Genomic DNA, 18575 nt, shown 5'->3' with positions numbered 1-18575 from the left:
CGCCTTGAGTCTTTCGTTGGCACGCTTGAGTTCCGCGTTTTCGTTCCGCAACCTGCGAAGCTCTTCGGCCTCGCTGGTGGTCGGCCGGTCATCCCGCTGGCCACGATCGGCTTCATCCTGACGGATCCAGTTCCGCAACGCCTCGGGATGCACGCCCAGCTGTTCAGCCAGAACGCCGAATCACAGGCTTGGGATTCGACTCCCGATACAGACGCACCGCGCGTTCACGCAGCTCGTCGGGGTACTTCTTCGGTGCTGCCACAGATGACTCCCTTCAGGCCCATAGGACCATGCTTGGAAGCCTCCGAGCTAACGAGGGAACCTCACGCCCGCCTGGCACGTGCTCCACACGGCATCACTGCGCGGGCTTCGCCATGTCTGGGCCGATCAAGGCTACGAAGGCCCTCTGACCGGCCGCGACACCAAAACCATCCTCGGCCTGACGGTGGAGATCGTCTACCGCCAACCCGGCCAGAAAGGCTTCCAAGTCCTGCCCCGACGCTGGGTCATCGAACGCACCCTCGCCTGGATCAGCCGACGCCGACGCTGCGCCCGCGACTACGAACGCCTCCCCCAACACCACGCCACCATGGTCCACTGGGCCGCCATCATCCACATGACCCGCCGCCTCGCACGCCTACCACAACACCAACCACAAGATCCAAAACAGCCTCTATAGCAGCACCAAGTGCGCACGGGCCTAGGCCTGCGGAAACGCCTCCGGGCCGTGCGATCAGCGCGGGGTGCGGGCCATCCGGAGGAGCGCCCGCCCCGCCGGCGACAGCACCGTCGGGTCGTAGAGCACGCCGTACGGGAGGCTGATCGGCGGGTCGATCGCGCGCACCAGCGCGCCGCGCGCCGCCGCCTGCTCCGCCATCGGCCGCGCCAGGATCGTGCCGCCGACGCCCGCCAGCACGAACGGCAGCATGGACTCGCGGTGCTGCACGATCGCCGAGGGCCGGGTGCGCTTCCGGGCCGCGCTGAGGGCCTTCTCGATGGCGGTGCGGCCGGTGCTCTTGGGCACGATCACCAGCGGTAGGTCCGGCAGTTCGGTCAGCGGCAGCGGATCGCGTTCGGGCACCGCGGTGCCCGGCGGGAACACCAGCCAGTACTCGTGCTCGCCGAGCTCCTCCACCTGCAGGTCCGAGGAGTGGACCGGGAGGTTGGTGAACACGATCTCGCAGTGGCCCTCGCGGATCAGCGCCACGGCACCCTCCTCGTCACGGAGGTCGGCCAACCGCAGCGAGACGTTCGGGTAGCGCTTCCGGAACCGGCCGACCAGCTGCGCGACCGGGTGCACGGCCAGCGGAGCGGCCATGTGGATGTCGAGCCGACCGCGCGGCAGCCCCGCGGCGTCGACCATGGTCGCCTCGGCGGCGACGACATCGCGGAGGATCTGCCGCGCCGGCCCGACGAACGCCTGCCCCGCCGAGGTCAGCACCATGCCGCGGCCGATGCGGTGGAACAGGTCGACCCCGAGTTCCCGCTCCAGCCCGCGGATCGCCTGCGAGACGGTGGGTTGCGCCAGTTGCAGGGCGCTCGCCGCGGCGTTGATGCCCTTGTGATCGACGACCGCCAGGAAGTACTCCACCTGGTGCAATTCCACCCGGGCAGCTTAAGGGAAGGTTGCGGATGGTTTGCGTAGCGGTGCGGGTAGCGGAACCTCAAACGCCGCCTGGACTCCGGGATTCCCGGCTTTCGTATGACCAATACGCGGCGCTGGGGACTGGCCTCGCCCAGTAGCCCCGAAGGGCGGGCACAGCCCGAGAACCCGCGGCGGTGCGAGCTGGGTCCACACCGCATGCGGCTGACGCTGCATCCGAAACGAATTCCGCCTGTCAAAGCAGCGCGAACAGCGGGGTGTGTCCCGCGCCACTGCCGTCCGGTTTCGGCTGATCAGTCGGCTGCGGACGCGCTCGGACCGGCCGGGACCTCGAAGATGATCTCCAAGCCGTCCTCGTCGTCCCACTGCTCGCCGACCTCGGCGAAGCCGAATCCGGCGATCGTGGCCAGCGAAGCCGCGTTGTCCGGGCTGATCGTCGCGCGCACCGTTTCGACCGCCGGTTCGGCCGCCGCCCGGCGCAGCAGCTCGACCAGCATGGCTCGCGCGTATCCCCGGCGCCGGAACTCCGGCGCGACCGAATAGCCGATCTCCACCATGCCCGCCGCATCCGGCGGCCCGTGGAAGCCGCAGTGCCCGACGACCGAGCCGTCCGCCCCGACCACCGCGAAGCGCACCATCCAGCGCGCCCCGGCCGGATCTGCCGCCATCTGGCCGAGCCGCATCCGCCACAGCCACTTCGCCCGGTCCGTCACGAAGTACTCGGACAGCCCGACGCCGGCCGTGACGCCCGCTGCGGGCAGATCTCCGGCCAGCAATGCCGTCATCGACCTGTCCGCCAGCTCGACGAAGCGCACGCGCTGCTGCGCGGCGGGAAGCGGCTCGCGCCGGTCGGTTCGCTCGGTCACCGCCCGATGATCCCGGGGCGAGCCGCCCGGCGTCCAACGAATTGATCCGCGCCCGGCCTCACAGCCCCAGCGACTTGGCGATGATCGTCTTCATCACCTCGGTGGTGCCGCCGAAGATGCGGGTCACCCGGGCATCGGCGTACATGCGGGCGATCGGGTACTCCAGCATGTAGCCGTACCCGCCGTGCAGCTGCAGACAGCGGTCGATCACCCTGGACTGCAGTTCCGTGCAGTACACCTTGACCTTCGCCGCGTCCGCCGCGCCGAGCTCGCCCGCGTCGTGCTCGTCCAGCGCGCGCTCCAGCATCGCCCGCCCGGCCTCGATCTCCACCTCGCACCCGGCGAGCTCGAACTTGCTGTTCTGGAAGCTGGCCACCGGCTTGCCGAAGACCTTGCGCTCCTTCACGTACGCCACGGTGGTCCGCAGCGCCGCCTCCGCAGCCGCCTGCCCGGCGACCGCGATGCCCAGCCGCTCCTGCGGCAGGTTCGCGCTCAGGTACTCGAAGGCCCGGCCTTCCTCGCCGAGCAGGTTCGCCGCGGGCACCCGCACGTCGTCGAAGAACAATTCCGCGGTGTCCTGCGCCTTCAGCCCGATCTTGTCGAGATTGCGGCCGCGGCTGAACCCGGCCATGTCCCGCTCGACGACCAGCAGCGACAGGCCGTCCCGGCGGTTCTCGCCGTGCCCGGTGCGGGCCACCACGATCACCAGGTCGGCGTTGTGCCCGCCGGTGATGAACGTCTTGGCCCCGTTGAGCATGTAGTACTCGCCCTCGCGGGTGGCGGTGGTCGCCATGCCCGCCAGGTCCGATCCGGTGCCCGGCTCGGTCATGGCGATGGCGCTCATCAGCTCGCCGCCGGCCAGCCCGGGCAGCCAGCGCTTCTTCTGCTCCTCGTTGCAGATGTTGATGAAGTACGGCACGACCACGTTGGCGTGCACCGAGAAACCGCCCAGCGAAACCCCGGCGCGGGCGGTCTCCTCGGTGATGACCGCGTTGAACTTGAAGCTGCTCGTGCCCCCGCCGCCGTACTCCTCCGGCACCTGCAGGCCGAGCATGCCGATCTCGCCGGCCTTGTTGAACAGGTCCCTGGGCACCAGCCCGGCCTTCTCCCAGTCGGCGAAGTACGGCACGACCTCCTTGGCCAGGAATTCCCGGACGACCTCGCGGAACGCCTCGTGTTCCGCGTCGTAAGCGGTGCTGCGCATCCGCCCTCCTCCAGAATCTTCTTGTGCCCGAAGGGATTCCGGACACGGCTCGTGTTGGTCGTGAGCGGCGATTCCGGTTCTTGCCGGAACCACCGCTCACGAGGGGCAGCCGAACCTCGTGAGTGAAGATTCCGGTTCTCACCGGCATGAGCACTCACGAGCGGCAGCCTCGTCGAATCAGAGCAGTTCGAGGATGGTGGCGTTGGCCATGCCTCCGCCTTCGCACATCGTCTGCAGGCCGTAGCGGATCCCGTTGTCGCGCATGTGGTGGACCAGCCGGGTCATCAGGACCGCTCCCGAGCCGCCCAGCGGGTGGCCGACGGCGATCGCGCCGCCCACCGGGTTGAGGCGGGCCGGGTCCGCGCCGGTCTCGGCGAGCCACGCCAGCGGCACCGGGGCGAACGCCTCGTTGACCTCGAAGGCTCCGATGTCGTCGATGCTCAGCCCGGCCTTGCGCAGCGCCTTGTGGGTCGCCGGCCACGGGGCGGACAGCATCATGACCGGGTCGTCACCGGCCAGCACCACGGTGTGCACCCGCGCGATCGGCTTCAGCCCGCGCTCCTTGGCGATCTCGCTGGTGGTGATCAGCAGGGCGCCGGTGCCGTCGGAGATCTGCGAGGAGTTCCCGGCGTGGATGACGCCGTCCTCGCGGAACACGGTCTTCAGCTTGCCCAGCGTCTCCAGGGTTCCGCCGCGGCGGATGCCCTCGTCGGACTCCAGCACGCCCGGCAGCTTCGCGAGCTGGGCGTCCAGCGCGCCGGAGTCGACGGCCGCGGCCGCCTTGGCGTGCGAGGACAGCGAGTACTCGTCGAGCTGCTGGCGGGAGAAGCCCCACTTCTCGGCCACCATCTCGGCGCCGATGCCCTGGTTGAAGCCCTTGACGCCGTAGCGGTCGAGCACCGACTGCGCCATCGGCTTCTCCACGCCCTGCCGCGCGAAGCCCATCGGCACCCGGCTCATCGACTCCACGCCGCCGGCGACGGCGATGTCGTAGTACCCGGCGATGACGCCCGCGGCCGCGGCGTGCACCGCCTGCTGGCTCGATCCGCACTGCCGGTCCACCGAGGTCGCGGGCACCGACTCCGGCCATCCCGCGGCCAGCACCGCGGTGCGCGCGATGTTGCCGGCCTGCTCGCCGGCCTGGCTGACGCAGCCCCACACCACGTCGTCCACGTCGCGCGGCTCGATCCCGCCGCGTTCGACCAGCGCGGACAGCACGTGCGCGGACAGGTCGGCCGGGTGGATCCCGGCGAGCGCGCCGTTGCGCTTGCCCACCGGCGTGCGAACGGCCTCGACGATGACAGCGTCCCTCATGCGTTTCTCCTGTCTGGCACGCAGTTGCACACGGACGGTTCCCTCGTTCCGAATGAACCACCAAGCGCGGGGCGGGCGCAAAGATCGGGCGTGGAACGTTCGGATAGGCCGCGCCTATGCACCCCAGTAGGGGGCGCGGAGCTCGCGGCGCAGCAGCTTGCCGGTGTCGGTGCGGGGCAGCTGCGGGCTGAGCTCGATGCGGCGCGGCACCTTGAACCCGGCCAGCCGCTCGCGGCAGTGCGCGGTCAGCCGCTCGGCCAGGCCGTCGGCCGCCTCCGGCGCCGGCTGGACGATCGCCAGCACCGACTGGCCCCACTCCTCGTCGGGGATCCCGATCACGGCCACGTCCGCCACCTCGGGGTGCGCGAGCAGCGCCGCCTCGACCTCGGCCGGGTAGATGTTGACGCCGCCGGAGAGGATCAGGTCGGTGCGCCGATCGCAGAGGAACAGCCAGCCGTCGGCGTCGACGTAGCCGACGTCGCCGACGGTGATGAGGTCGCCGTGCCGTGCGGTGGCGGTCTTCTCCGGGTCCTTGAAGTACTCGATGCCGGAGATGCCGCTGCGGAAGTACACGGTGCCGATCTCCCCGGCGGGCAGCGGCTCGCCCTCCTCGTCCAGGACGTGGATCTCGGCTCCGGGCAAGGGAAAACCGACGGTGCCCGGCTTGGTCAGCCATTCGGCGGACCGCACCGCCGTGGCGGATCCCTCGGTGGCGCCGTAGAACTCGGTCAGCACCGGGCCCAGCCATTCGATGCAGCGGGTCTTGACGTCGACCGGGCACGGCGCGCCGGCGTGCACGACGCTTCGCAGGCTCGACGTGTCGTAGCGGTCGCGCACCTCAGCGGGCAGCCGCAGCAGGCGGTGCAGCACCGTCGGCACCGTGAACGTCGTGGTCACCCGGTGCTCGTCGACGAGCCGCAGGACCTCTTCCGGTTTCGCCCGTTCGCTGAGCACCACGGTGTGCCCGAAGTTCAGGCCGGTGAACGCGAAGGTGCCGGGCGCGGCGTGGTAGAGCGGCGAGAGCACGAGGTGCACGCCCGCGCCGGGCTCGATGTCGAGCCGTCCCATGAAGTCGAGGTGGTACTGCGACACGGCGGGCGGGCGGCCGGTCAGCGGGCGCCGCACGCCCTTCGGGCGCCCGGTGGTGCCGGAGGTGTAGAGCATGACTTCTCCACCGGTCCGCTCGTCGGGCGCGGTCCGCGGCTGTCCTTCGAACAGCTCCTCGTAGTCCCGCCAGCCCGGCGAACCGCCTACGGCGAACCGCAACTCCGCGGCCACCCCGGCGGCGTCCAGCGCCGGGCCGCACAGGTCGGTCAGCGAGGCGTCTACCACGACGAGCCCGGCCTCGCTGTTCTCCGCGATGTAGCCGATCTCCGCCGCCGCCAGGTGGTGGTTGATCGGCGTGAAGTACAGCCCGCACTGCCAGGTAGCCAGCCGCAGCTCGAAGTACGGCAGTCCATTGTGGATGACCGCGCCGACGCTGTCGCCGGGGCGCAGCCCCATCGCGCGCAGCGCGTGCGAGAGCTGGTTCGCCCGCTCGGCGAGCTCCGCGAAGCCGACCACGCGCCCGGTCGCGTCGATCACGGCGGGACGGCCCGGATCGGTCCGCGCGATGTTGAACACTCCCAGCTCGCCGACCGCGAGGGACATGCCTACCTCCCTGTGCCTCAACCATGAACCTCACCCGGGCCACCGGCCCGGACCTGCCGCAATTTCCATTGAAATCGAAGGTCTGATTTCCATTGAGCGTTTTTCATCCTGGTCGGCCCGCAGCCGCGGGTCGCAAAGCTGCACGTCGATGGGGTGCCGCATGCGCCGCAGGCGCATAGCCCACCTACGACACCTGCACCGCCGCGGGTTCTCAGAGGCTTCCTGGCGAGGACGGCCCCTCCGCCGTGTATTGGACATACATCAGGAGGGGCACCCACAGACCAGGGAGCCTCTGAGGTTCCGCCACCCGCACCGCCACGCAAAACGAGGTTGGAAAAACCTCACTGGAATTGCGGCAGGACCCCGTCGCGGAACGCTCAGCCGAGGATCCGGCGGGCGTCGCGCTCCGGGTCGACCAGCAGCGCCATCGCGATACCGCCGACGACCACGGCCAGCCCGAAGATCTGGAACGCCTGGGCGTACCCGGCGGCCGGGGTCGCCGCGGCGTCGACGAGGGCGCCGGTCAGCGCGGGCGCGAACAGCCCGGAAAGCGTCTGCAGCGCGAGGAAGAAGCCCAGCGCACCGGGCTGCTGCCGGGTCGGGCTGATCTGCGACACGACCGCGTTCATCACCGGCAGCGAGACGACCATGAACCCGTAGGCCACCACGACCACCGCCACCGCGGCCCACGCGCCGCCGATGTAGGGCAGCAGCGCCAGCAGGCCGCCGCCGATCAGCAGCGACACGGCCGGGATCAGACCGCGCTGCACCCGGGCGCTCGCGCCCCGCGAGATCATCCGGTCGGTGAGCCAGCCGGCCCCGATCATGCCGATCATGCCCGTGATGCTGGGCAGGCCGAACATGCTGCCCGCCTCCACCCGGCTGAACCCGAGCCCGGTCTCGAAGTACGACGGCAGCCAGGTGAGGATCACCGACACCATCCCGTAGACGGTGAACGTGCCGATCACGCCGCCGATGAAGCTGCGGCTGAGCGCGATGTGCCGGAACGGCACGCGGAGGCCGGTGTCGTCGCGCTGGGCAGCGGCCTTGCCGCGCGGCGTCGCGTACGGGCCCTCGCGGCCGATCAGCAGCCAGGCGCCGCACCAGACCACGCCGATCAGCGCCAGCACCAGGAAGGCCGCGCGCCAGCCCCAGGCGACCACGATCAGCGTGAGCAGCGGGGCGACCGCGATCTTGGCGATGGAGGCGCCGGAGTTCAGCCACGCGGCCGGCAGGCTGCGCTTCTCCTTGGGGAACCACTCGAACGCCCCGGCGCTGGCCATCGCGGTGGCCGGGCCTTCGGCGGCGCCGAGCGCGATGCGGCTGATCAGCAGTGCAGCGCCGGTCGCCGACAGCAGCACCGGCACCTGGGTGACCGACCACAGCACGGCCAGCCCGAGCAGCACCCACTTGGTCTTGACCTTGTTGGCCAGGAAGCCGACCGCGACGCCGCTGATGCTGTAGAGGAAGAAGAAGGCGCTGCCGATGAAGCCGATCTCGGCGCTGGTGAGGCCGAGCTCCGTCTTCAGGGGCTGGGCCACGATGCCCAGCACCGCCTTGTCCGCCCAGTTCACGATCATGAACAGGACGAGCATCGCGGTGATGGTCCACGCCATCCCCGGCCGGAAGGCCGGGCTTGCGGTGGGCGCGGCAGCTGTTGCGCTGCGCTCCAGGTTGCCAGCGGTCATGCGGGACCGTCCCTTCGTTGGAATGCCCGGTTCGGCGCGTTGAGCCCGCCGGCACGGCCATTCAACGAGAGCCCCATCACACGGTCAAAGATGCTTGCCTGAACGCATCGATAGGCCAGCACTATGGGCGCGGCCCGCGGTCGTGAGCGCTCCGAACCGAAGCGCTCACGACCGGCGGTTCAGCCGAGGATGCGCGCGGCGTCCCGGTCCGGGTTGACCAGCAGCATCGTCGCGATGCCGCCCACCATCACGGCGAGGCCGAAGACCTGGAACGCCAGCGCGAACCCCGCTCCCGGGCTGGCGGCCAGATCCACCAGGACGCCCGTCAGCGCCGGCGCGATGAGCCCGGACGACGTCTGCAGGGCCAGGAACACGCCCAGCGCACCGGCCTGCTGGCGCGGCGGGCAGATCTGCGACAGCGCCGCGTTCGCCAGCGGCAGCGACACCACGCCGATGCCGTAGCCGAGCACGACCGCCGAGATGGCCAGCACCGGCGAGCCGAGGTACGGGAGCAGCGCCAGCAGCCCGCCGCCGATCAGCAGCGCCACCGCGGGCACGATGCCGCGCTGCACGCGCGAGCTGGCGCCCGCCGACACCCGGCGGTCGCTGATCCACGAAACGCCCAGCATCGCGATCATCGAGGAAATGCTGGGCAGGCCGAACATGGCGCCCGCCTGCAGCCGGTCGATGCCGAGGCCCACCTCGAAGTACGACGGCAGCCAGGTGAGGATCACCGACACCATCCCGTACATGGTGAAGGTGCCGATGACGCCGCCGACGAAGGTGCCGGAGAGCACGATCTTGCGGAACGGGACCCGCTGCTGCAGCGCGGGATCCTCCGCTGCGGCGGACTGGGTCCGGTGCGCCGAGAACGGTCCCTCGCGCCCGATCAGCGCCCACGCCGCGCACCACACCACGCCGATCAGCGCCAGCGCGAGGAACGCCGCGCGCCAGCCCCACACCGCGACGATCAGGGCCAGCACCGGGGCGATCGCGATCTTGGCGATGGAGGCGCCGGAGGACAGCCACGCCGACGGGAAGCTGCGCTTCTCCTTCGGGAACCACTCGAACGCCCCGGCGTTGGCCATCGCGCCAGCCGGGCCTTCCGCCGCGCCGAGCCCGATCCGGCTGATCAGCAGCGTCACCGCGCTGGCCGACACCAGCACCGGCACCATCGTCAGCGACCACAACGCTGCCAGCGCGAGCAGCACCCACTTGGTCCGCACCCGGTTGCCGATGAACCCGACGGCGAGCCCGGTGATGCTGAACAGGAAGAAGAACGCGCTGCCGATGAAGCCGATCTGCGCCGAGGTCAGGCCCAGCTCTTCCTTCAGCGGCTGCGCGGCGATGCCGAACACCGTCTTGTCGGCCCAGTTGACCACGATGAACAGCACCAGCATGCCGGTGATCACCCAGGCCATCACCGGCCGGTACTCCGGCGGCGCGGCGGTACCGGGGGTCGTTTCATGCACTCTGTTTGCGGACATGCGCACGTGGTCCCTTCGGCGGAAGCGGATTGCGGTGCGGAATGCCGGGCGATGGTCGCGCGGCGGCACCGGAGGATCACTACCGCCGATTGAACGAGACGCACGTCACATGGTCAAGGAGCGGGGCGCTAACGCTCCGATAGGCAGCCACTATGGACAGTGGTGCCACCAATTCGGTGCGAAACCCCTTACCCGTCAACTTATTTCGCGGAACGAAGCAGTTCAAGAGTCTCGATGCATTCGACCGGAAACAAGCCTCGCGCGTCCACATGAGACGAATCATCGAAGCGAATCCGGTCGCGCGCCCGATCGGACGCCTCGTCGCTGAGCCGTTCGCCGCAACCTGTTGGTCGCCTGGAGTTCGTGGCCCGGACCTCTTCTGGTGGTTCACAATGTCATCACTTTCCGGAAGGGTCGGGCCCGGCATGGCCAGACCGGCATGGAGGTGACGGAAGTTGGGCCCGGACGCTCAAAGCCGCGGCGAGCGCTTCACGGCGGTGACGACCGGCCTGCTGGTCGCGCTGCTGCCGCTGCTGGCGATCAGCGGCGACGCCCTGATCGACCCGGCCGCCGGTCCCTCGCGGGCCGCCCCGGAACTCCCGCCGGACGTGGGAACCGACGGCCGACTGCCCGTCGACGACCGGCTCAGCCCGGAGTTCCTGGAAGAGGTGCGCACCGAGCAGGACCTGGCCGCGCACGCCGAACCGGCCGACCGGGTGCCGACCGGCCCGCAGGGCATCCCCGCCCCGGTGCTGGCCGCCTACCAGCGCGCCGAGCGGACGCTGGCGAGCACCGATCCGGGCTGCGGCCTGCATTGGTCGGTACTCGCCGGGATCGGGCGCATCGAGTCGCACCACGCCCGGTCCGGCCGGGTGGACGTCAACGGCCGGACGCTGTCGCCGATCCTGGGCCCGCAGCTGGCCGGCGGGCCCGGGGTCGCCGCCATCCGCGACACCGACGGCGGCCGGCTGGACGGCGACCGCGCGTGGGACCGCGCGGTCGGCCCGATGCAGTTCATCCCGTCCACGTGGCGCAGCCACGCCGCCGACGGCAACGGCGACGGAACCCGCGATCCGCACAACGTCTTCGACGCGACACTTGCATCGGGCCAATACCTGTGCAGCGGCGGCGGAAATCTGCGCGACCGAACGCAGCTGGCGGCCGCCGTGTTCCGCTACAACCACTCCGAGTCGTACGTCCGCTCGGTGCTCTCGTGGGCCGACGCCTACGCCCGCGGCGTCATGCCCACCCCGAGCGACACGACGACCCCGGGCGACCCCGTGCTGCTCGCGTTCAACCCGCCGCTCCCAGGCGCTCCCCCACCACCCGGCGCACCACTGCCGCCGGGCGCACCGCTGTCCGCCGCCGGAGCTCCGCCCGCCCCGGCGCCGCCGCCCTGGACACCGCCACCACCCCCACCACCAGGCACGACAGTGCCACCGCCTCCGTCCGAGCCGCCACCACCGCCACCGCCGTCATCGTCGGAGCCACCGCCGTCCGAGCCGCCACCGCCGTCCGAGCCACCGCCGACGAGCTCGGTGCCACCGCCGAGCAGCTCGCAACCGCCGCCCAGCGGCGAGTCGACCGCGCCGCCGAGCACGTAGCGGGGCATGCTGGGCGCATGGGAATCCCGCTGCGCCCCTGGGCGGCCCCGCCCGACGGAACCGGCACGCGGTGGTCGCACTACCACGAATTCGGCCCTGCGAAAGAAGTTTCGAGCATCGTCTCGCTCGGCTGGCAGGGATTCGCCGGGTGGGACCGGGAGTTGCAGATCCTCCCGGACGGCTGCGCCGACCTGGTGTGGGACGGGCGCAGCCTCGACGTGGTGATCACCGCCGGAGCCCCGGAACGCCGCTGGCTACCGGGAACCGCCCGGACGCTGGGCCTGCGGCTGCGCCGCGGCGGCGCTGGCTCGCTGCTGGGCCACAGACTTTTCGAGCTGCCAACCGGAACGACGAGGCTTGCCGACGTGTGGGGCCGGCGAGCGGGGCGCGCGGAAGAGCTGCTGGCGTCGTCGAAGTCCTTCGAGGCGCGGCGAAACGTGCTGGAGGCACTGGTCGCCGAGCGGCTGCGAGACGTCCAGCCGGACTCACGAGGCATCGCTGCGGCGCACGGTCTCGGTACGCCTGGGGCGAAACCTGCGGATGTCGCCCACGAGCTCGGCATCAGCGAACGAGGCCTTCGACGGCTCCTGCGGCGCGAAACCGGGTGCGGTCCCAAGCAACTGCAACGCATCCTCCGCTTCCAGCGGTTCCACCGCCGCCTGCCCGCGCTGGCGCGTGGACGCACGTCGCTGGCGGTCGTCGCCGCCGAGCTCGGCTACGCCGACCAGTCGCACCTGGGGCGCGAATGCCGCCTGCTGTCCGGCTCATCGCCCGCTGCGCTGATGCGCAGCTGGGCCCGGCAGGACGCGCTGGCCGAAAAGTTCCAGACGGCGCGGCCCGGGACGGCCAGGATCGGGCCCCGTGACAACCCGTTCCGAAACCGCTGAAGCCTTCCACATCGCCATCGCGGTCCGCAGCGACGACCTCGACGTCAACGGCCACGTGCGCGGCCCCGCGTACCTCGCCTACGGCGATCACGCCCGATGGGCCTGCCTCGCCGCCGCAGGTGTCGACCCCGAGCGACTGCGCGCCCGGCACGACGTGGGCCCGGTCAACCTGGAGACCACCGTCCGCTTCCACCGCGAACTGCGGCCGCTGGACCAGGTAGAGGTGACGTGCGCCTTCCGGTGGGGCGACGGCAAGACCTGCCGCGCCGTGCAAGAGCTCCGCGCCCAGGGCGGCGAGCTGGTCGCGGAGGTCGAAAGCACCTTCGGCCTCCTCGACCTGACCCGCCGCCGCCTGGTCGCCGACCCGGCGAGCTACTGGCGCGACATGACCACCCACCCGCGACTGCTAGGCCTGTGAACCGAAGCTGCCCAGAGCGAACGGACCGTTCGCCCCGATAGACGAGGCGAACAGGCCGTTCACTCCACCTCGGCGGTGTGCTGCCGCTGGTGCGGTTCATGCCCGTCGTGCTGTCTCGGGACTGACCTGCGGGGCTGGGACCGCGCGGGTTCTCTCCCGGCGGAGGAGGAATTCCACGATGGTCAGGTTGATGATCCAGCCCAGCCACTGGCCGATCGGGATCGTCATGTCCACCGCCGCCGGGACCGAGCCGCCGTACATCGCGTCGATGAACGGGAATTGGGCGAGCAGCAGCAGCGGCACCAGGATGCGCGATGTCACGGCCAGGAACGTCAGCGCGTAGTTGCGCATCATCCACGCCCGGTGGGCCGCGAAGTCGCGGCGTCGCGCCGCCCGGACCGCCAGCGCGCCCGTCACCAGCCAGCCGACCGCCGGGATGAGCAGGCCGACCCTGGTGAGGGCGTGCTCGGCCAGCAGCGCCACCGGGATGCCGGTCAGGCCCGCCGGCAACACCCCGGCCAGCAGGTAGGCCCGGCCGACCGCCCGGTGCAGCCGGCGCCGGGCTCGCAGCGCGGGGATGAACTGCAGCGGCCCGAGCACGAGCGCGACCGCCGCGGTGAAGATGTGCACGAGCAGCAGGATCCAGTGCGCTTCGCCGCGCACCTGGATCCGGCTCGCGTCCACGTCGAGGAGCACGTACGGCAAGGCCAGCGCGGTGCCGCCGACGACCGCGGTGGTCAGCAGCAGCCAGCCGCGCCGCGCCGATCTCCGCGCGCCCGATTTCGCCGTCATCGTTTCGCCTTCCGTCGAGGTGGCCGCCGGAACCCGGTCCCGGCGGCCACCGGAGATCAGCCCAGCCCGGTCAGCCGCTCGCGGTACTCGTCGGCGCCGATCTCCCCCTTGGCGAATCGCTCGGCCAGGATCTCCTTCGCCCGCTCGACGGCGGAGCGCTTCCGCGGCCGGCCGCGGACCGCCAGCCAGACCACCGTCGCGATCAGCGCGGCGACCAGCACCAGGAAGAACAGTCCGATCAGCCATCCCGGGCCGCCGTGCGGCCCGTGCCAGCCGGGATTCGGCCCCCACTGCACCAAGAACTCGGTCAACATCACTGCCACCTCCGAAATCGCTCCCGTTCGTCGGATCGAGTCTCGGCCCGGCGGGCGGTGCTGTCGTCGGTCACCGAGCGACACCCGGACTACCGCGCACGACGTAGCCGGCGTACGCAGCACCGCGGATCGGGTGTTGACGCCGCTTCTCCCCGGCGGTCACCATTGCGCCATGCGCAGCTCGATGCGCATTGAGGAACAGTCCCGACGCCGCTTCCGCCCAGGTGGGGAGTTGCCGATGAGGATCCTGCTCGCCGACGCGTTCCCGGCCGCGCAGCTCGCGGAGCTGGCCGACCACGGCCACGACTGCGACTACCGGCCGGATACCACCGCCGATCAGCTCCCCGACCGGCTCGACGGGTTCGACGCGCTCGTGGTCCGCAGCACCCGGGTTGCGGCCGCCGCGCTCGAACGCGCCGACGGTCTGCGGCTGGTCATCCGGGCGGGGGCCGGCACCAACACGATCGACTGCGCGGCGGCGTCCCGGCTCGGGATCCACGTCTGCAACGTGCCCGGGCGCAACGCCGCCGCGGTGGCCGAGCTCGCGTTCGCGCTGCTGCTGGCGCTGGATCGCAACATCTGCGACAACGTCACCGACCTGCGGGCCGGACGCTGGGACAAGAAGCGCTACTCGCGCGCACGCGGCATCCTCGGCCGCCGGGTCGGTGTCATCGGCCTCGGCCAGATCGGCCTGGCCTTCGCCGAACGCGCCGCGGCGTTCGGCATGGCGGTGCACGCCGTGGCCAAGCCCGGGCGCGCGCCGGAGACGCTGGAACGCGCGAACGCGATCGGCGTGCACTTCGTCGACGACCTGACCACCCTCGCCCGCACCTGCGACGTGCTCTCCCTGCACGCGCCCGCGACCGACGCCACGCGGCACCTGATCGACGCCGACCTGCTGGCGCACGTGCGGCCTGGCACGATCATCCTCAACACCGCGCGCGGGGAGCTCGTCGACGAGGAGGCGCTCATCGAGGCCATGGCGGACAAGGAAATCCGCGTCGGCGTCGACGTCTACGCGGACGAGCCGGCGACGAGCACCGGGCGCATCGAGTCCCGGCTGGCCCGGCATCCTAACGTCTACGGCACCCACCACATCGGGGCGTCCACCGAGCAGGCGCAGCAGGCGGTCGCCGCCGAGGTGGTGCGGATGGTGGACGCGTTCGAGTCGGGCACGGTGCTGCACTGCGTGAACCCGCAACCCGCAACGCATTCCGGCGAACGGTCGTGAACGCCACCCGGCGGGAAGACACCGGGATCACCGCCCGGCCGCCGCGCGTGCTGCTGCGCGGGAGCGGCGACCCCGGACCGGCGGTGGTGGTCTACCGGCTGGAATCCGGCCCGCACCGGCAGACCGGTGTCGTGGTCGAGGTGTCGATCGACGACTACCGCGGCGGCCGGATCCGCCGCCACGAAGCCACCCAGCCGGCCCGGGTGCGCGAGCTCGAAGAGCAGGCCGAGGCCACCGGGGTCGAGCGGATGCCGGTCATGCTCGTCCACAGAGGACACCTGCCGATCGCCGACCTCACCGCGGAGACCCCAACGGCGCGGATGCACGACGGGGGCGCCACGCACACGGTGTGGATCCGGCGCGACGAAGCGGGCGCGCGGGCGCTGTGCGACGAGATCGGCCGCATCGGCAACCTCTACATCGCCGACGGCCACCACCGGATGCTGGCCGCCGATCGCTACGCCGCCCGGCGCGGCCTCGGCTCCGGCCACCCGAGCGCCTTCACGCTCGCGGCGCTGTTCCCCAGCGACGAGATGCGCATCCTCGGCTACCACCGCTGTTTCGCCCTGGCGCCGGGCAGCACCGCGCGGGACGTGCTGGACCGCCTCGCCGAGCATCCGCTGACCGAGCGGATCGAGGAATCCCCGGCGGCGGACACGGAACCCGGCGTGGTGGCGATCGGCGTCGGCGACCGGTGGTACCGCCTGCGGCTGCGCGCCTCGGGCGTTCTCGACGCCTTCGCCATCGAGCAGGAGCTCCTGCCGAAGCTGCACGACCTCACCGCGGCCGAGGCCGACGCCGCGCCCGGTCGGCAGCACGCGGTGGAAACCTGCTGGTGCGACGGCCGGAACGCGTTCCGCCTGATCCCGCACCCGCCGACGATCGACCAGGTGCTGACCACCTCGGACGAGGGCCGGCCGATGCCGCCGAAGTCGACCTGGTTCGACCCGAAACCGACCGCACAGCTGTTCCGCCGCCCGCTCATCTGAGCGAGTTTCCGGGGCAGCACGGGCACATTTCCCTTTCCGGCGGGACACCGTACCGCGAAAACCCTGTCTGCACGGCGGATTCCGTACTACGATCACGCGCCGACCGCGTCGATCAGGAGGTTTCGCCGTGCTGGAGAACGCCGCGGAGGAAAGACCGCGAACGAAGCAAACCGCACGCCCGAACGGCGCACCGGCCGGGCGCCGAAGCCGTTTGCGACCGGGCAGGCGGTCGTTGACCGCCGCCGCCGGAGCCGCGCTGCTGGTCGTCGGGCTGCCGGGGACCGCCTACGCAGAACCGCCCGCCGCGCTGCCCGCGAGCTTCGAGGAGGCCGACGGCAAGTGGCAGCCGGCCTTCGACTACGACGGCGACGGCTGCTACCCCACGCCGGCGATCGGCCCCGACGGCTCGATCGCCGAGGGCCTGAAGCCCTCCGGCGCGCTCGACGGGAACTGCCACGACCAGTCCGACCTCGACAACACCAACTCGTACTCCCGCGCCAAGTGCGACGACAACGGCTGGTGCGCGTACCTCTACGACCTGTACTTCGAGAAGGACCAGGCCCTCGGCGGCGTGGACGACATCTTCGGCCACCGGCACGACATCGAGCACGTCGTGGTGTGGGTGCACAACGACGAGGCGACGTACGTGTCGACGTCGGCGCACGGCAACTACTCCACGCAACCCGGCTCCGAGGTCTCCTGGGAGGGCAGCCACCCCAAGATCGTCTACCACAAGGACGGCGCCAGCACGCACTGCTTCCGCCTGGCGGGCCGCGACGAGCAGCCGGAGAACCACTACGGGACCTGGCAGTACCCGGACCTGGTCAGCTGGAACAACTTCCCGCCCGGCATCCGGGACAAGCTGACCGGGGCCGACTTCGGTTCGGCCAGCCTGGCGATCAAGGACGGCGCCTTCGAGCAGAACCTCGAGAAGGCCAAGCCGGCCGAGATCGAGTTCAACGCCTACGAGTGATCATCGCGGCGGCTGGAGGACGGCCTCGGCGAGTGCGTCCGGGGCCTCTTCCGGGATCCAGTGGCTGACGCCTTCGAGCTGCACGAACCGATACGGCGCCGCCACGTGGTCGCCGCACCGCAGCGCCCCCGCCCGGCCCAGGGCGCCGTCCTCGGTGCTCCACACGTAGGTCGTCGGGACGGTCACGTCCCCGAGCTCCCGCATGTCGCCGCTCATCGCCCGGTACCAGTTCAAGGCGGCCGTCAACGCGCCCGGCTCGCTGAGCACCCGGACGTGCACGTCCACCAACTCCGTGGGAACCCCGTCGCTGAACACGGCGCGCAGCCGCTTCGCCCCGTCGGCCAGCAGCACCTGCTCGGCCTTGCCCTCCTGCCGGAAGAGCTTGATGTACTCGGAGCGGCGCTGCTGGTCGGCGTCGTTGCGCAGCGCCCAGCCGAAGGCGGCCGGGTGCGGCACGGACACCGCGGTCAGCGTGCGGACCCGGTCCGGGTGCCAGCCCGCGAGGTGCCAGGCCACCACCGAGCCCCAGTCGTGGCCGACGACGTCCACTTCGGACAGACCCAGCGCGTCGATGATGCCCACCGCGTCGGCGACCAGGTGGGCGACCCCGTACTGGTCGGCGCCGTCGGGCCGGGCGCCGGGCGAGTAGCCGCGCTGGTTCGGCGCGATCGTGCGCAACCCGGCCGCGACCAGCCGCGCCGAGACGAGGTCCCAGCTCCGCGCCGTCTCCGGGAAACCGTGCAGCAACAGCACCGGACGCGCCTGCGCGCCGCCGGCGAGGGCGACGTCGAAGGTCAGCGGTCCGACATCGATCCGTTCGCGCTTGCCCGAAACATCCTGCGTCATCAGCCGTCGCTCCGAGTCAGGTTCCGCATCCGAGGACACCAACATACCATCCGGTCGGTACACCTCGCCAGCGTCGCCGGCGCGACTGTCCACTAGGGACTCGACCGTGCTCCGTTCGGCTCGCGAGCGCTTTGGAGCGCTTATAGAGGCTGTTTTGGATGTGGTGCGAGGTGGTATCGCGGGGTTTTGTCTTTGAAGCGGCGCAGCCGCTTAGCCCACCCCTGCAGCCGGCACCGCCGCGGGTTCTCAGGGGGCTTCTCGCGAGGACAGCCCCGACGTGGTGAATTGGCATTCATGATGTCAGGGATCCCACAGCGAGAAGACGACAGCAACTCCCGCAGGGGGGCCGCCACCCGCACCGCCAGGCAAGATGAGTTTGAAAACAGGCACTAGCGCTCCAAAGCACTCACGAGCGCTCACCCCGGGAGCACTCCCCCGCGCAGTTCCCAGCGGCGGGTGAGCGGGTTTCTGACCCACCGGAGCTCGGCCTCCTGCTCCCACGGATGGAGCGCGTCGAGGTGACGCGCCCACAGCCGGTTCTGGACCGCGAAATACCGCCTGATCCCGGCGAGCCGGTTCGACTGCTTGTTGCGAAGTGGCGTGCTCATCGTGCTCATCCCCGCGAAGAGGTCCGGTCGATGGCACTCAGTTTCCGATGGACCAATTCCTGCCAACAGTGGCAGCGATGCCGTTGTGCCGCAAAATCCTG

At 70.9% G+C, this 18575-nt stretch carries 19 protein-coding genes; 7 read left to right on the top strand and 12 right to left on the bottom strand.

The window, feature by feature from the left end; all coding sequences use genetic code 11:
• Positions 1–159 (bottom strand): transposase (locus tag BLW84_RS50545; RefSeq protein ID WP_425441817.1); only part of this gene is annotated, 159 nt, incomplete at its 3' end.
• A 181-nt stretch (positions 160–340) separates the two neighbouring features.
• On the opposite strand from BLW84_RS50545, the gene BLW84_RS39540 reads away from it, so the two are divergent.
• Positions 341–679, top strand: a complete 339-nt coding sequence (locus tag BLW84_RS39540) for a transposase (RefSeq protein ID WP_093276568.1) — start codon at positions 341–343, stop codon at positions 677–679.
• 54 nt (positions 680–733) lie between these two features.
• Here BLW84_RS39540 and BLW84_RS39535 read toward each other — a convergent pair whose 3' ends face one another.
• From BLW84_RS39535 to BLW84_RS39505, 7 genes are all read right to left on the bottom strand, one after another.
• A complete protein-coding gene (locus BLW84_RS39535; protein ID WP_093276565.1) occupies positions 734–1606 on the bottom strand; it encodes a LysR family transcriptional regulator in 873 nt (290 codons plus the stop codon).
• A 290-nt stretch (positions 1607–1896) separates the two neighbouring features.
• A complete protein-coding gene (locus BLW84_RS39530) occupies positions 1897–2469 on the bottom strand; it encodes a GNAT family N-acetyltransferase (RefSeq protein ID WP_245761702.1) in 573 nt (190 codons plus the stop codon).
• A 58-nt stretch (positions 2470–2527) separates the two neighbouring features.
• Entirely contained in the window at positions 2528–3673 is a 1146-nt protein-coding gene (locus BLW84_RS39525; protein WP_093276563.1) for an acyl-CoA dehydrogenase family protein, read from the bottom strand.
• Between the two features lie 177 nt (positions 3674–3850).
• A complete protein-coding gene (locus tag BLW84_RS39520; protein WP_093276560.1) occupies positions 3851–4987 on the bottom strand; it encodes a thiolase family protein in 1137 nt (378 codons plus the stop codon).
• A gap of 114 nt (positions 4988–5101) precedes the next feature.
• Complete coding sequence (locus BLW84_RS39515; protein WP_093276558.1) at positions 5102–6637, bottom strand: AMP-binding protein; 1536 nt, start codon at positions 6635–6637, stop codon at positions 5102–5104.
• Between the two features lie 377 nt (positions 6638–7014).
• Positions 7015–8325 (bottom strand): MFS transporter, encoded by a 1311-nt coding sequence (locus tag BLW84_RS39510; RefSeq protein ID WP_245761701.1) that lies wholly within the window; start codon positions 8323–8325, stop codon positions 7015–7017.
• A gap of 179 nt (positions 8326–8504) precedes the next feature.
• Positions 8505–9797, bottom strand: a complete 1293-nt coding sequence (locus tag BLW84_RS39505) for an MFS transporter (protein WP_245761700.1) — start codon at positions 9795–9797, stop codon at positions 8505–8507.
• A gap of 470 nt (positions 9798–10267) precedes the next feature.
• Here BLW84_RS39505 and BLW84_RS39500 point away from each other — a divergent pair, with 470 nt between their 5' ends.
• The 3 genes from BLW84_RS39500 to BLW84_RS39490 are packed head-to-tail and all read left to right on the top strand — an operon-like array spanning position 10268 to position 12721.
• Complete coding sequence (locus BLW84_RS39500; RefSeq protein WP_093276553.1) at positions 10268–11416, top strand: lytic transglycosylase domain-containing protein; 1149 nt, start codon at positions 10268–10270, stop codon at positions 11414–11416.
• Positions 11417–11433: 17 nt separating this feature from the next.
• A complete protein-coding gene (locus tag BLW84_RS39495; protein ID WP_093276550.1) occupies positions 11434–12303 on the top strand; it encodes a helix-turn-helix domain-containing protein in 870 nt (289 codons plus the stop codon).
• Complete coding sequence (locus BLW84_RS39490; RefSeq protein ID WP_093276548.1) at positions 12278–12721, top strand: acyl-CoA thioesterase; 444 nt, start codon at positions 12278–12280, stop codon at positions 12719–12721. The genes BLW84_RS39495 and BLW84_RS39490 overlap by 26 nt, the downstream gene beginning before the upstream one ends.
• Before the next feature lie 96 nt (positions 12722–12817).
• Here BLW84_RS39490 and BLW84_RS39485 read toward each other — a convergent pair whose 3' ends face one another.
• Positions 12818–13513 carry a DUF2306 domain-containing protein gene (locus BLW84_RS39485; RefSeq protein WP_093276545.1) on the bottom strand — a complete coding sequence of 232 codons (696 nt, stop codon included), beginning with the start codon at positions 13511–13513 and terminating at the stop codon, positions 12818–12820.
• A 56-nt stretch (positions 13514–13569) separates the two neighbouring features.
• A complete protein-coding gene (locus tag BLW84_RS39480; protein WP_093276542.1) occupies positions 13570–13827 on the bottom strand; it encodes an SHOCT domain-containing protein in 258 nt (85 codons plus the stop codon).
• 238 nt (positions 13828–14065) lie between these two features.
• Between BLW84_RS39480 and BLW84_RS39475 the strand changes: the two genes are divergently transcribed.
• The 3 genes from BLW84_RS39475 to BLW84_RS39465 all read left to right on the top strand — a co-directional run bounded on the left by BLW84_RS39475 (position 14066) and on the right by BLW84_RS39465 (position 17020).
• Complete coding sequence (locus BLW84_RS39475; protein ID WP_093276540.1) at positions 14066–15058, top strand: NAD(P)-dependent oxidoreductase; 993 nt, start codon at positions 14066–14068, stop codon at positions 15056–15058.
• Positions 15055–16047, top strand: coding sequence for a DUF1015 family protein (locus BLW84_RS39470; protein ID WP_093276537.1), 993 nt, complete (start codon positions 15055–15057; stop codon positions 16045–16047). The genes BLW84_RS39475 and BLW84_RS39470 overlap by 4 nt, the downstream gene beginning before the upstream one ends.
• 232 nt (positions 16048–16279) lie before the next feature.
• The gene (locus BLW84_RS39465; protein WP_245761699.1) at positions 16280–17020 is read left to right on the top strand and encodes an NPP1 family protein; all 741 of its coding nucleotides are present in this window, start codon (positions 16280–16282) and stop codon (positions 17018–17020) included.
• Here BLW84_RS39465 and BLW84_RS39460 read toward each other — a convergent pair whose 3' ends face one another.
• Both BLW84_RS39460 and BLW84_RS39455 read right to left on the bottom strand, forming a co-directional pair.
• Positions 17021–17866: an alpha/beta fold hydrolase gene (locus tag BLW84_RS39460; RefSeq protein ID WP_093276580.1), complete on the bottom strand. Its 846-nt coding sequence runs from the start codon at positions 17864–17866 to the stop codon at positions 17021–17023. It lies immediately after the preceding gene.
• Between the two features lie 416 nt (positions 17867–18282).
• Positions 18283–18474, bottom strand: coding sequence for a hypothetical protein (locus BLW84_RS39455; protein WP_245761698.1), 192 nt, complete (start codon positions 18472–18474; stop codon positions 18283–18285).
• Between the last annotated feature and the right edge of the window lie 101 nt (positions 18475–18575).

It is taken from the genome of Saccharopolyspora shandongensis, assembly GCF_900106995.1.
GTDB lineage: Bacteria > Actinomycetota > Actinomycetes > Mycobacteriales > Pseudonocardiaceae > Saccharopolyspora > Saccharopolyspora shandongensis.
The sequence above is the reverse complement of the archived record's forward strand: the minus strand, read 5'-3'. Positions and strand labels throughout refer to the sequence as shown.

Bases quoted from the DNA above. Each gene is read 5' to 3' on its own strand.
- BLW84_RS39525 (WP_093276563.1), bottom strand. From the start codon at position 3,673: ATGCGCAGCACCGCTTACGACGCGGAACACGAGGCGTTCCGCGAGGTC.
- BLW84_RS39520 (WP_093276560.1), bottom strand. From the start codon at position 4,987: ATGAGGGACGCTGTCATCGTCGAGGCCGTTCGCACGCCGGTGGGCAAG.
- BLW84_RS39515 (WP_093276558.1), bottom strand. From the start codon at position 6,637: ATGTCCCTCGCGGTCGGCGAGCTGGGAGTGTTCAACATCGCGCGGACC.
- BLW84_RS39510 (WP_245761701.1), bottom strand. From the start codon at position 8,325: ATGACCGCTGGCAACCTGGAGCGCAGCGCAACAGCTGCCGCGCCCACC.
- BLW84_RS39495 (WP_093276550.1), top strand. From the start codon at position 11,434: ATGGGAATCCCGCTGCGCCCCTGGGCGGCCCCGCCCGACGGAACCGGC.
- BLW84_RS39485 (WP_093276545.1), bottom strand. From the start codon at position 13,513: ATGACGGCGAAATCGGGCGCGCGGAGATCGGCGCGGCGCGGCTGGCTG.
- BLW84_RS39480 (WP_093276542.1), bottom strand. From the start codon at position 13,827: ATGTTGACCGAGTTCTTGGTGCAGTGGGGGCCGAATCCCGGCTGGCAC.
- BLW84_RS39475 (WP_093276540.1), top strand. From the start codon at position 14,066: ATGAGGATCCTGCTCGCCGACGCGTTCCCGGCCGCGCAGCTCGCGGAG.
- BLW84_RS39460 (WP_093276580.1), bottom strand. From the start codon at position 17,866: ATGACGCAGGATGTTTCGGGCAAGCGCGAACGGATCGATGTCGGACCG.
- BLW84_RS39455 (WP_245761698.1), bottom strand. From the start codon at position 18,474: ATGAGCACGCCACTTCGCAACAAGCAGTCGAACCGGCTCGCCGGGATC.